Source organism: Flavobacterium sp. (assembly GCF_043722275.1).
Taxonomy (GTDB): Bacteria; Bacteroidota; Bacteroidia; order Flavobacteriales; family Flavobacteriaceae; genus Flavobacterium.
Map to the genome: position 1 here is coordinate 1 of NZ_JAYSPC010000128.1, position 13,128 is coordinate 13,128.

At 32.1% G+C, this 13,128-nt stretch carries 12 protein-coding genes and 1 pseudogene; 5 read left to right on the top strand and 8 right to left on the bottom strand.

Annotation, left to right across the window (positions count from 1 at the left end; all coding sequences use genetic code 11):
* Together ACHZDT_RS15665 and ACHZDT_RS15670 are read right to left on the bottom strand one after the other, a co-directional pair.
* Nucleotides 1–288: pseudogene (locus tag ACHZDT_RS15665) on the bottom strand (RagB/SusD family nutrient uptake outer membrane protein); the annotation flags it as partial.
* A gap of 9 nt (nucleotides 289–297) precedes the next feature.
* On the bottom strand, nucleotides 298–3,402 hold the full coding sequence (locus tag ACHZDT_RS15670; protein WP_394775560.1) for a SusC/RagA family TonB-linked outer membrane protein: 3,105 nt from the start codon (nucleotides 3,400–3,402) through the stop codon (nucleotides 298–300).
* Nucleotides 3,403–4,080: 678 nt separating this feature from the next.
* On the opposite strand from ACHZDT_RS15670, the gene ACHZDT_RS15675 reads away from it, so the two are divergent.
* Entirely contained in the window at nucleotides 4,081–4,740 is a 660-nt protein-coding gene (locus ACHZDT_RS15675; RefSeq protein ID WP_394775561.1) for a ribonuclease HII, read from the top strand.
* On the opposite strand, the gene ACHZDT_RS15680 is transcribed toward ACHZDT_RS15675, so the two are convergent.
* The 4 genes from ACHZDT_RS15680 to ACHZDT_RS15695 all read right to left on the bottom strand — a co-directional run bounded on the left by ACHZDT_RS15680 (nucleotide 4,703) and on the right by ACHZDT_RS15695 (nucleotide 7,712).
* Nucleotides 4,703–5,326 carry an NAD(P)H-dependent oxidoreductase gene (locus ACHZDT_RS15680; RefSeq protein ID WP_394775562.1) on the bottom strand — a complete coding sequence of 208 codons (624 nt, stop codon included), beginning with the start codon at nucleotides 5,324–5,326 and terminating at the stop codon, nucleotides 4,703–4,705. The two genes, ACHZDT_RS15675 and ACHZDT_RS15680, sit on opposite strands and share 38 nt — an antisense overlap.
* A gap of 80 nt (nucleotides 5,327–5,406) precedes the next feature.
* Nucleotides 5,407–6,228, bottom strand: coding sequence for an AraC family transcriptional regulator (locus ACHZDT_RS15685; RefSeq protein WP_394775563.1), 822 nt, complete (start codon nucleotides 6,226–6,228; stop codon nucleotides 5,407–5,409).
* Nucleotides 6,229–6,252: 24 nt separating this feature from the next.
* Complete coding sequence (gene lipB / locus ACHZDT_RS15690) at nucleotides 6,253–6,951, bottom strand: lipoyl(octanoyl) transferase LipB (RefSeq protein ID WP_394775564.1); 699 nt, start codon at nucleotides 6,949–6,951, stop codon at nucleotides 6,253–6,255.
* Between the two features lie 5 nt (nucleotides 6,952–6,956).
* The gene (locus tag ACHZDT_RS15695) at nucleotides 6,957–7,712 is read right to left on the bottom strand and encodes a hypothetical protein (protein ID WP_394775565.1); all 756 of its coding nucleotides are present in this window, start codon (nucleotides 7,710–7,712) and stop codon (nucleotides 6,957–6,959) included.
* 548 nt (nucleotides 7,713–8,260) lie between these two features.
* Between ACHZDT_RS15695 and lysS the strand changes: the two genes are divergently transcribed.
* From lysS to ACHZDT_RS15710, 3 genes are all read left to right on the top strand, one after another.
* Nucleotides 8,261–9,964 (top strand): lysine--tRNA ligase, encoded by a 1,704-nt coding sequence (gene lysS, locus ACHZDT_RS15700; protein WP_394775566.1) that lies wholly within the window; start codon nucleotides 8,261–8,263, stop codon nucleotides 9,962–9,964.
* A 99-nt stretch (nucleotides 9,965–10,063) separates the two neighbouring features.
* On the top strand, nucleotides 10,064–10,297 hold the full coding sequence (locus ACHZDT_RS15705; protein WP_394775567.1) for a hypothetical protein: 234 nt from the start codon (nucleotides 10,064–10,066) through the stop codon (nucleotides 10,295–10,297).
* Nucleotides 10,282–10,587 carry a type II toxin-antitoxin system RelE/ParE family toxin gene (locus ACHZDT_RS15710; protein ID WP_394775568.1) on the top strand — a complete coding sequence of 102 codons (306 nt, stop codon included), beginning with the start codon at nucleotides 10,282–10,284 and terminating at the stop codon, nucleotides 10,585–10,587. Before ACHZDT_RS15705 ends, ACHZDT_RS15710 begins: the two co-directional genes overlap by 16 nt.
* 52 nt (nucleotides 10,588–10,639) lie before the next feature.
* Here ACHZDT_RS15710 and ACHZDT_RS15715 read toward each other — a convergent pair whose 3' ends face one another.
* Both ACHZDT_RS15715 and ACHZDT_RS15720 read right to left on the bottom strand, forming a co-directional pair.
* Nucleotides 10,640–11,242: a hypothetical protein gene (locus ACHZDT_RS15715; RefSeq protein ID WP_394775569.1), complete on the bottom strand. Its 603-nt coding sequence runs from the start codon at nucleotides 11,240–11,242 to the stop codon at nucleotides 10,640–10,642.
* 200 nt (nucleotides 11,243–11,442) lie between these two features.
* Nucleotides 11,443–12,465 carry a 2-hydroxyacid dehydrogenase gene (locus ACHZDT_RS15720; protein ID WP_394775570.1) on the bottom strand — a complete coding sequence of 341 codons (1,023 nt, stop codon included), beginning with the start codon at nucleotides 12,463–12,465 and terminating at the stop codon, nucleotides 11,443–11,445.
* 198 nt (nucleotides 12,466–12,663) lie between these two features.
* On the opposite strand from ACHZDT_RS15720, the gene ACHZDT_RS15725 reads away from it, so the two are divergent.
* On the top strand, nucleotides 12,664–13,104 hold the full coding sequence (locus ACHZDT_RS15725; RefSeq protein ID WP_394775571.1) for a hypothetical protein: 441 nt from the start codon (nucleotides 12,664–12,666) through the stop codon (nucleotides 13,102–13,104).
* The last annotated feature ends 24 nt before the right edge of the window (nucleotides 13,105–13,128 follow it).

Here is a 13,128-nt window from a genome sequence, read left to right on the forward strand (position 1 = left end):
CGCCATATTTACAACATCTTCTCCTCTTGCTTCACCTTGTTCAACATATGCAGCTCCCCAAACGTAACCTCTACCACCATTTGGACTAGTTGGCGCAGCATTATATTGCCCAATAGCTGCAGCATTGTAAACCCCATTCATATATGTAGCAATCAATGTAGGTGAAGTAAAAGCATCCGGACTTAGAATATTGTTTACTGGTTTTAAATCCAATATTTTTTCTTCTGTACATGAACTCATCCCGAGTACAACTACAGAAAGTAGAATTGTTTTTATTATATTTTTCATATGTCTTTATTATAAACTTACATTTAATCCAACTGATATCACTTTAGCACGTGGTGTACCATTAACATCTACTCCAGATGTTTCCATTTCAGGATTTATACCTTTATAATCTGAAATCATCCAGATATTTTGACCTTGAACAAAAAGTCTAAAAGTATCAACACCAATTTTATCCATCAACATTTTAGGCAATGTGTAACCAATACTAATATTATCAAGAGAGATAAAATCACCTTTCTCAACAAAACGAGTAGTAGCACTTCCTGAAAGGTTAGTAAATGTATTTGAACTTGCCATTAATTTTGGTGTCCATCCGTCTCCAGGATTATCAACACTTTGCCATCTTCCTAAAATTTCAGTACCGTTATTGTTAAAGTTTTGATTTAACAACTCTCTTCTTGTAGAGTTAAAAATTTTATTTCCTCCACTAAATCTAAACATAAAACCAAAATCAAGATTTTTGTATTTCATTGTAGAAGTAAATGCCCCGTAATATGTTGGTAAAGTATTTCCTAAAATAGTTTTATCAGCAGTTCCTAAAGAAGCTGTTTTCGCTACACTAGCAGGATCAGCAGGATCATAAACAGCATAAGTTGTTGTATTAAGATTTCCCTGTACTAAACTACCATCAGCTTTGTAATAAACCGGGTTACCATTTGCTTTGTTAACACCCCAATATCTATATCCGTATAAAGAGTTAATTGACTCTCCCTCTTTAATAATAATATTAGGTGCAATATTTGTATCTGTAGATGAACCTCCTACGATTGGTTGCCCACCATATAAAGCAGTAACTTTATTTTTAGTAAGCGTTACGTTAGTAGAAACATCCCACGTAAAGTTTGTATTGTTAATTGCTTTAAAGCTTGCAGAAAACTCATATCCTTCGTTGTACATTCTACCAACATTTTGGTTGATTGTATTATTTGGGATACCGATAGAAGGAGGAGTTGGCGCAGCCAAAACTAAATTATCAATATCATTTTTATAGTAATCAAAACCTAAAGTCAAACGGTTGTTAAACAAACCTAAATCTACACCATAGTCAATTTTAGTAGAAGTTTCCCATTGTAATAAAGGATTACCAAATTGGTAATAACCAATTCCATTAGTACTAGCATATGGAGAACCAATTGTAAGATCTTTTGAAGGATAAGAAGCTCCATTTAAAACATCCACGTTACCAACTTCAGAATAAGAACCTCTTAATTTCAAATCAGAAACTACATTGCTAATTCCTTCCATGAAGCTTTCTTTAGAAACTGTCCAACCAGCAGAAACTCCTGGGAAGTTATGGTATCTAACATCTGATTCAAACTGAGAAATTCCATCACGTCTAATAGATCCCTGAATAAAATATTTCTCTTTATAGTTGTATGTAGCACGACCTAAGTATGATATAATTCCTTTTTCAGAAATACCACCACCAGTATCTTTAGTATTAAAACTATTACTTACTAAGTTTTTATCAAAGAAATCACTTATGATATCACTTCCTGAACCCCATAATAATTTGTCTTTTGATTTTTGATACTCAGCAACACCTGTTACACCAATGTTATGATCTTCAGCAAAAGTATGCTTGTAGTTCAAAATATTTTGCCAGTTCCATCTTAAAAGATTTCTATTATCCTGGTAAACATATCCGTTAGATGAACGTCCGTCTCCATGAACAGGATTCCAGTATTGATAACCATCTGTTGAAGCATTATCAGCACTAACTTGTAATTTATAACTTAAGTCAGAAGTAATTTTTGCATTTGCAAATACACTTGCAATAATTCTGGTTGTTGTTGATTGATATTTATTATGATCAAGAACATAAATAATATTTGTAATATTATCTCCAACAGCAGCTAAATTGTTCCATTGTCCAACAGTACTATCCGTAATATTATAGCCAGTTGGATTAAGAGCATCATAAATAGGTGTATTTGGCAATTGTCTGATTGTATTAAAAATATTACCTGACAATCCACTCGCATTACTATTCAAACCATTATATTCTGTTCTGTTTACATTTAAATTTGTACCAAAACTTAACCATCTGTTGATATCCTGATCAATATTAGCTCTAACAGAATATTTTTTCATACTGTTAGATAAATTGATACCATCTAAATCTGTAATTCCTAAAGACAAATAGTATTTTGTTTTATCAGAACCTCCACTAAAATTAAGATTATGAGTTGTTTGAGGTGCATTTCTCAAAACAGCACTTTGCCAATCTGTATTATAAGTATTACCAACTGCCCATGGCGTACCTGCTGGCGTTAGATTTGATCTTTTTTCATTAGAAATAGTAATAAAATCAGGTGTTTGTAACAAATCATATTTTTTAGTTGCACTAGCAACACCAAAAACACTTGAATAACTTACTTTTAAAGTTCCTTTTTTTCCACTTTTAGTAGTAATCAAGATAACTCCGTTCGCTGCTCTTGAACCATAAATAGCCGTTGCAGCACCATCTTTTAAAATATCAAAAGACTCAATATCCTCTGGATTGATATCTGCCAAACCATTTGTAGAGGATACACCACCAATATCACCAGAATAAATAGGAATACCATCTACAACAATTAAAGGCTCTGTACTTCCTGAAATAGATCCAATACCTCTAATTCTAATTTTTGGAGCAGCTCCAATAAGACCTGTATTAGTTACTACCTGAACCCCTGTTGCTCTACCGGCTAAAACACCCTCGAAACTTGGAGTTACTAAGTTAGCAATGTCCTTTCCTGCAATTTTAGAAATAGAACCGGTTACTTCTTTTCTCTTTTGTACACCGTAACCCACGACAACAACCTCATTCATTAATTGGGCCTCAGACTCCAATTCAACATTTACCGTGTTTGAAGTACCAACAGTTACTTGTTTGTTATTCATACCTACATATGAAAAAACCAACACATCACCTGTCTTTGCTTTAACAGAATAACTTCCGTCAAAATCAGTTTGAGTATTTGCCTTTGATCCTTTCACAGCAACATTTACTCCTGGAATTACTCCTGTCTTATCAGAAACTTTCCCAGTAACAGTTCTCTCCTGAGCGAAAGAAAACTGCATAGACAACGCTATTAACAGCGTACAAATCCATTGTAATTTTAATTTCATTTTAATTTATTTTGAATTAGTATGTGGCAAACATCTTAATTATTTCTTAAAGCACCAAAATATTTTAACTTAATTTTAATCTAAATTATTAAACATCTATTAACATCACTCAATAAAACCGTAAATTTCATCATTTTTAACAGTTATATTCTTTGTAATTTATCAAAAACACAATTTTAGAGATACAAACGTATTAACACTCTTTTAACACGAAATAGCCAGAATTGATTAAACTCACAAAAAATAATGTTAACTTTTATGAAGATCATTTAAATTACAGCCTTTTTTGAGTATATGATAATTATCAAAAACAAAATAAATTATTTTTAATAATATTGTTAATATTTATCAACAAAAACAAGATAGTAAGATGAAAATTGTCAGGTTTATTCTTAAAAACAAGACAAATTTAGATAACAGTCATTTATTGAATGGCTAACTTTATATGAGATTGTGCTTGATTAACGTAAGAAATTCGCATTTTGTAGTGCACAAATTCTTATTAATAGAATAATTTCCAAAAAATATGATTTCTTATTTATACCAATAAATACGAAGCAATAAATTCAAAAAAAAATCAACGTAAAGAAAAGTACTAATTAATTTTTCCTAAATATTAATTTAGCTCAAAAAAATAGTCGGAAAAATTAGAAAATTTCGTGATATTTGCCAAAAAAAATGCTCGCGAAAAATTTTTCAGGTTTTATTTTAGAAACAGGAACAGATGAAGCTGGTCGTGGTTGTCTGGCGGGACCAGTAACTGCTGCTGCAGTAATACTACCTGCAGATTTTGAAAATCAAATTTTAAATGACAGCAAGCAATTATCTGAAAAAACAAGAGAATTATTAAAACCAATTATAGAACAACATGCCGTTTGTTATTCAGTAACACATTTGCATGCTGACGAAATTGATGAAATCAATATCCTGAATGCTTCGATGAAAGGAATGCACGAATGTATTTTAAAATTAAATCAGATTCCTGAATTTGTTATAGTAGACGGCAACAGGGCATTGAATTCAAAATTAGGTTTAAAGAATAGTTTTGGAAAACAATTTTCTATAACAGAAATAGAACTATTAAAATCTATCCCAAATCAATGTATTATAAAAGGCGATGCAAAATTTTTAAGCATTGCCGCAGCTTCTGTTTTAGCCAAAACATATCGCGACGAATACATGGATCAACTTCATAAAGAATTCCCGATGTACAATTGGAAACAAAATAAAGGCTATCCAACTAAGGAACATCGGGAAGCTATAAAAAAATACGGAACTACAAAATATCACCGAATGAGTTTTAAACTTTTACCGGAACAACTGGAGTTAGAATTTTAAATTGTAAACTGATTTTGTTTAAAACAGAAATCAATTCGGTTTCCCATTCTAATACATTTTCATGAGAAGCTTTATCGGCTTTGTCAAAATAAAAATGCTTTTCAATTTCTAATCCGCTATAAGTAAAAACTCCTGTGTCTGAAGTTAAGGCTAAAGCTTTATCCATTCCCATTGCTTCATATTCAGCATTTGATTTTCCGTGTGAATTAATAATGATCGTTTGTTTTCCAGTCAATAATCCTTTTTGAATTCCCTGATCGTATCTGTAAGCAAATCCATAACTAAATACACGATCAATATAACCTTTCACAATCGCTGGCATTCCGGTCCACCAAATTGGGTAGATAAAAATAATTCGTTCTGCCCAGGTAATAAAATCTTGTTCTGTTTTGACATCATTTGAAATTTGTCCCATTCTTTGTCCGCTCATATCACCAAGAGATAAAACCGGATTAAAACTGATTTCATTTAAATCACGAACAACAATTTCCTGTCCTGATTCCTGAAGACTTTCAATTACTGTCTGTTTGAAGAAATGATTTAAACTTGCCGGATTTGGATGTGCGTATACAATTAAATTTTTCATGTTTTTTATTTTTAAAGATTAACATGACAAATGTAGAACGCAAGGTTTGCGTACAATTGTAAGAAAACGAAAAGAGAGTTTTACATTGCTTTTGAACCGCAAATATCGTTCTGGAATTTCAAAAACTTTGTTGGAGAAATATTCATATAGTATTTAAAGTCATGTATCAACTGACTTTGATCATAATATCCGCATTGATCCACTATAGAAATCCAATCGATCTTTTCTGAAATAACAGCACTTTTCTGAACCAGTTCAACTGCTTTTAAAAAGCGTTCATAACGATTAATTTCCTTAATCGTGTAACCAAAAAACTTTTTCTGATTGAGCTGAATATTTCTTTCGCTTTGATTCATTTTTGAAGCAATTATCTTAATTGGATCTAATGCTCCTTCTTTAAAATTAGCCAAGAGTGTTGTGATCTCATTTTGTTCACGCAAATAAGGCTTACAAAACTCTAATATATAATCAACCCGTCCTTTTGTATTCGTTATAGCTTTCAATTCTTCCCATAAAGTTGCAAAACAATTTTCAGGAATTAAAGCGTCAGGATGAATAGGCAAAGAATGCGTTAAAAGTGCATTGCCAAAGAATCTGTAAAAAGCATCCTCTTTAAAATTAGCAACTAAAATCTCCGACTTGGGTTCTAAAGTATAATCGAAAGCTTGTTTTATTGGTCCTAAAACAATACATTTTTCAACTTCTAAAATAGTATTTAGATTTGATTTTAAAGTCGATTTTGTTCCAAAGTTAAAAACCAGAATGGTTTGAAAACTTGGCAATAATGTTTTCGTTACAGGAAAATTAGTCTTATTTTCTGCGAAGTAAAAATGAGAAAAAACAGTTTCAAATGCTGAAGGAACAGCAATTCTATGATTGTTATTTTCTTCAACATTTTTCATACTATTTGTATTTTAAAAAATTTCTTAAACAAATTCTGCCTCAAACAAATGAGTCAAATGTTTTACAATTTTGGCTTTTACTTCTTCTTCATCCACTTTTTCTACGCCAAGTTCTACTTGTAATGAAGTAACGCCTTTCCCGCGAATTCCACACGGAATTATATTATCAAAATAACCCAAATCTACATTTACATTCAAAGCGAATCCATGCATGGTTACCCAGCGCGAAGCGCGTACGCCAAGTGCGCAAATTTTACGGGCAAACGGAGTTCCCGCATCGAACCAAACTCCTGTTTCACCTTCGCTTCTACCACATTTTAAACCATATTCTTCTAAAGTCAGAATAATAGCTTCTTCCAGAAAACGCAAGTATTTATGAATGTCCGTAAAGAAATTTTCAAGATCCAAAATTGGATAACCTACAATTTGTCCCGGTCCGTGGTATGTAATATCGCCACCGCGATTGATTTTATAAAAAGTTGCTCCTTTAGCTTCGAGCTGTTTTTCGTTTAATAATAAATTTTCGAGATCGCCGCTTTTTCCTAATGTATAAACATGCGGATGTTCTACAAAAAGCAAATAATTTGGCGTCTCTAAATCAAGTTCTTCTCTTCTGTTTTTGATTTTTAAGTCGACTATATCCTTAAAAATTTCTTCCTGATATTCCCAGGTTGATTTATAATCTTTACTTCCTAAATCTTGAAGTTGAATTTTTTTATTCATTTTAATTATTTTTCAAACTCAACATCAAAGTTCAGTTTGTCAGGATTCTCCATATAATCCGTGAAAGGGTATTGAATTGTAATTGATTTTCGATCCTCGCTAAACAAAGCACTTGGATTGGATACTTTTTTAACTTTTTTAGGAAAATGATACTTTATAATATAACTCGAAGAAGCAAAAATCATTTTAGACATATCTGCCGAAGAATCCTTTGCTTTTTCTGCTAGTTTTTGTTTGTCGATTACTGCTTTACGTGTAAATTTCTTTCCATCGTATGAATAACTCAAATTACTGTTATTATTTCCTAAACCATTACCAAAAGGTGTTGCAGGACTCCCCGCTCCTTCTAATTTTTGTAATGCGCTTAAAGATTGCAGTACATCATGTAATTCATTTACATTTTTAAAATCACTAGAAAATGCCATTAAAAATTCTTTTTTCTCTCCGTTCATTTTAGTATTTACGGTGAAGTTTTCCAGTTTTTTGAGTTCTTTTTGAGTTTCCGGAGATAATTTTGCGATACTGTCTTTTTTCTCTTCAAATAATTGTTTGAAGGTAAAAGTAGAATCTATATTTTTTTTAGCATCGGCTCCCATTTGATCGCCAAGCTGATCGCCAGCCATTGCCATTAATGATGAACCATCAATATCAACAGAAAATTTTCCGTTTCCGTTATCATTTACATACATATTTTCCGTTACCGTACAACTTGTTAATGTTGTAAATAAAAAAGAAAAACTAAGTAATTTGTATAATTTCATATGACTAATTTTTTATCAAAGATACGAAGAGTATTTTTAATTGTTAATCGTTGATTTGGAAATTTACTTATGCTGAAATTGCCCACAGATTTGATGAATTTAACGGATTAGACGCAAGTTAATGCTGGTTGATCTTTGTGAAAATTTAAACGTTTTCAACGGATTAAAATCCGTTGCTACAATATAAATCATTCCTACGGAATTTTCTTAACTAAGTTCCAGCAGAACGAAAAAACATATTGTAGGGATGGATTTTAATCCGCCCTTTTTATGCGTAATGACAAAACGCTCTAGCTAAAACATCTTTCAAAACCTAAAACTTCTAATTTAACCCCGATTACTTCACTTACCATTTATTTTCATAGGAGTTTAGTGAATTTCATTTGAAGCGGTATCCATTTTTGCATTTTCTGCAAAAAAGATACAAGTGAAAAGCGGGACAAAAGGGAATTGAAAACACGAAAATTACTGCTTCAAAAAATCTAAAAACTGCATTCAAAAGTCTACATTCTTTTCTTTATCTTTGCACACTTAAAAAAGAGCACAAAATGGCATTATCAGAACAAGAAATCATCAGAAGAGAAAAACTTCAAAACTTACGCAACTTAGGAATCAATCCTTATCCTGCTAATCTTTTTCCAGTAAATCATACTTCGAAGCAAATTAAGGAGTCGTTTGAAGAAGGTAAGAAGGTTATTGTTGCCGGACGTTTGATGAGTGTGAGAGATCAGGGTAAAGCTTGTTTTGCTGAATTGCAGGACAGCGAAGGACGTATACAATTGTACGTGAATCGCGATGTTTTGTGTGAAGGTGATGATAAAACGTTGTACAATACGGTTTTTAAAAAATTAACCGATTTAGGTGATTTTATTGGTCTTGAAGGTGAATTGTTTACTACTAAAGTTGGCGCACAATGTATTCGTGTTGACGGATTTACTTTTTTAAGTAAAACACTTCGTCCGTTGCCTTTACCAAAAGTTGACGAAGAAGGAAACGTTCACGATGCTTTTAATGATCCTGAGTTACGTTACAGAATGCGTTATGTAGATTTAACGGTGAATCCACAAGTTAAAGAAAACTTTATCAAACGTACGAAGTTATATACTGCAATGCGTGGCTATTTTAACGATGCAGGATATCTTGAAGTTGAAACTCCAATTTTACAGTCAATTCCTGGTGGTGCTGCGGCAAGACCTTTTACAACGCACCATAATTCGCTTGATATTCCGCTTTACATGCGTATTGCGAACGAATTGTATTTGAAAAGATTAATTGTTGGTGGTTTTGAAGGTGTTTATGAATTCTCTAAAAACTTTAGAAATGAAGGAATGGACAGAACGCATAATCCTGAATTTACCGCTATGGAAATATATGTAGCCTACAAAGACTACAACTGGATGATGGAATTTGCTGAAGGTTTACTTGAGCATTGTGCAATTGCTGTAAACGGAACCAGCGAAGTTACTTTTGGAGAACACCAAATTAACTTTAAAGCGCCTTATGCACGTGTAACAATGACAGATTCTATTAAACATTTTACCGGTTTTGATATTTCGGGTATAACTGAAGATGAGTTGTTTGAAGCTGCCAGAGGAATGGGAATTGACGTTAATAAAACAATGGGTAAAGGAAAACTGATTGATGAAATTTTTGGCGCTAAATGCGAAGGAAATTATATTCAGCCAACTTTTATCACAGATTATCCAAAAGAAATGTCGCCTTTATGTAAAGAACACCGCGATAATCCTGAACTTACAGAACGTTTTGAATTAATGGTTTGTGGTAAAGAAATTGCAAATGCTTATTCTGAATTAAATGACCCAATTGATCAACGCGAACGTTTTGAAGATCAAATGCGTTTGTCTGAAAAAGGTGATGATGAAGCGAACGGAATTATCGATGAAGATTTTTTAAGAGCGCTTGAATACGGAATGCCTCCAACATCTGGAATGGGAATTGGAATGGATCGTTTGATTATGTACTTAACAAACAATGCGTCTATTCAGGAAGTATTATTGTTCCCGCAAATGCGTCCGGAGAAAAAACAAGCTCAGATTGAACTTTCTGATGAAGAGAAATTTATCGTTGATTTACTTAAAGCAAACGAAAATAAAATAGACATAGTGCAACTTAAAATTAAAGCTAATTTAAGCGGTAAAAAATGGGATGCATCTATGAAAAACTTATCTAAACACGGTTTAACTAAAGTTGCTGTTGAAGGTGATTTTAAAATGGTGGAATTGTTGGAATAGTTTTGTTTTATTTTATTAGCAATATAGCCCGATAGGTTTAAAACTTATCGGTTTTTTTATTTAATTTTACATAAATTTGATTTATTAAAACACACAATTATGGGAGCTTTAGAGATAAAATTAGAGATATTTGATAAACTTAAAAATATTGAAGATTTAAGTTTACTTGAAAAGATTAGAAATCTCCTCAAAAATGCAGATGCTTCCCCAATTTATCAATTTGACGAATACGAATTAGATATGTTGAAGGAAAGCGAAGAAGACATAAAATACGGAAGAACTATTTCTCAGGAAGATTTAGATAAAGAAGATTTAGAATGGCTGTCAAAATAATCTGGACTGATACTGCTGTTATTCAAAGAAGAAAAATATTAGCTTACTGGACAAAAAGAAACAAATCACCAACTTATTCAAAAAAACTCATATCCGAAATTGCCCAAAGAGTCCAGTTTCTAGTTAACAATCCTGAAATTTATATTAAAACAAGTTTTCCAGATATACGAACTTCAACATTAGGTCATTATAACATTTTCTACAAAACAACATCAACAGAATTAATCGTAATAGCATTTTGGGATAATCGTCGAAATCCAAAAATACTTTCTAGAATACTAAAAAGATAGCAAGACAAACCCCATCAGATTTTAAAAAGCTGTCGGCTTTTTTTATTTAATTCTAAAACGAATACTTCTCTAATTTCTTCCCTTGAATATCTAAAACCTTCGTGCTTTCTTTTGGAATCTCACCTTTCAAAACTTCCTGAACGGATGGATTTGAAGGATATTTACCATTTTTCATTTTTATAAGATGAAATTTTCCGCCAGTTTCAAAAATAAGATCATAAAATTTATCCGATGATGAGGTTGACACGAAAATCGGGAAATCGGTTACAGTAAACTTGTTGATTAAACTTCCATCATTGTTTAGAATATATCCTGAACAACCGCCGCTTCCGCAGAAATAAGGATTCGAAAAACCAACGAAATATTCGTCTTTTTTATCGTTATTTAAATCGAAAGCTTCGTAATAAAAGAATCTGTCTTCCCTTGTCATTGCCGGTAAATCCTTCTTTAATAAAACCTGCAATTCTTTACGGATTAGTTCAACAATTTTATCGTCTTTTTGAGGTGCTTCGCTAACATCTGCAGTTCCTGCAGCTGTTTTAGACAATGTATCTTCGGCAATGGTTTTAATGATACTTTTTTCGTCTTTTTTATCTTTGTTCTGACATGAATATAGTGCCAAAATTATAAACGCCATTAAAATTTTACTTTTCATAATCTTTCTTTTTTAAAATTCTCAACATTACGTTTTTAAACCCGACAGGTTTTAAAAACCTGTCGGGTTTGTCTATCGAATTCAATTAGATGTTTGAATCAACATATTTAAAATCTATTCCCATAATTTCTCTCTTAGAGTTCCGTTTTCTAAACCCGACAGGTTTTAAAAACCTGTCGGGTTTGCCAATCTGATTCAATTTAAGCTAACAAAGCAGCTTTATTTTCAATATCATTTTGAGCCAATAATGATTTTATATTATTAAAAGTTACCAAAGCAATCTGAGTCAGAGCTTCATTGGTGAAAAATGCCTGATGCGCCGTAACCAAAACATTCGGAAAACTCATTAAACGCTGGATCGCATCGTCCTGAATAATATCTGCTGAAAGATCTCTGAAAAATAATTTTTCTTCCTGTTCATAAACATCAATTCCCAGATAGCCAATTTTACCTTCTTTTAAACCTTCAATTACACAAGCCGTTTGAATTAATCCGCCTCTGCTTGTATTAATAATCATCACACTATCTTTCATCAAAGCAATAGATTCTTTATTGATTATGTGCTTTGTCTGATCGTTTAAAGGGCAATGCAGTGAAATAATATCGCTCGCCTTAAATATTTCTTCTAAAGGGACGAATTTCACTCCGTCTTTTTCCATTTCAGGATTCGTCACAATATCATAAGCCAAAACTTTACATCCAAAACCTAAAGCAATTTTAGCAAACGCTTTCCCGATATTTCCCGTTCCAATAATTCCGATTGTTTTTCCGAATAAATCAAAACCTAACAATCCGTTTAGAGAGAAATTTTGTTCACGAACTCTGTTGTAAGCTTTATGAGTTTTTCTATTTAAAGTCAAAATCATCGCCATAGCATGTTCTGCAACTGCTTGCGGAGAATATGCAGGAACTCGGCACACTTTTATATTGTACTTTTTTGCAGCTTCCAGATCAACATTATTAAAACCCGCACAACGCAAAGCTATAATTTTGACATTCTTTTCTGCCAATTGTTTTATTACCGCTTCGTTTACAATGTCATTTACAAACACGCAGACAATTGAAGCATTTTCAATTAAAATTACAGTTTGAGGATTCAGTTGGGTTTCAAAAAAATCCAATTCAAAACCAAAGTCATTATTATGCTTATTAAAGAATGTTTTGTCGTAAGGCTGTGTCGAAAAAAAGGCGATTTTATTATTTGATTTGGTATCTAAACTCATAGTTGTTTTTATGTTTTTACTTCATGCTGTACTAAATTACGTAATTATTTTTGAAGTAAATTTCTGATTATAAGAAAAGAGTTTACAATGTAGAAATCAATTTGGTTATTCGTTAAAAAAAATATAATTCTGATAATCAGATTAAACCTATTGAATTTGATAAAGTTTAAATCGTATAACAATTAAAAAACTTACATCATGAAAAAATTATTTATCGCAGCTTTGTTATTCGTTGGAGTAGCGAGTTTTGCACAAAACGCAGATCAAAAACCTGCAAGCGAACCAAGAGAAAAACTAACTCCGAAACAACGCAACGAAAAGCATTTACAAAAACTGACAACTGACTTAAATTTAGATGCGAACCAACAAGTGCAGGTAAAGCAACTTTTAGCAGAAAAAAGTGCCAAAGCAGAAAAATTTAAAGCAGAAAGAAAAGATCGAAATGACAGCAATGTAAAGCCAACTGCTGCCGAAAAAGAAGCTTTTAAAAATCAAATAATTGCTGAAAAAGAGGCAAATGACACGAAAATGAAAGCCATTTTAAACGCTGATCAATACAAAAAATGGACGTCAATTCAAGAAGAGAATAAAGACAAGGCCAGAGAAAAAATGAAAGAATACAAAAAAGAAAATAACTAAATATCGTGTATAGAAAAGAGGCTA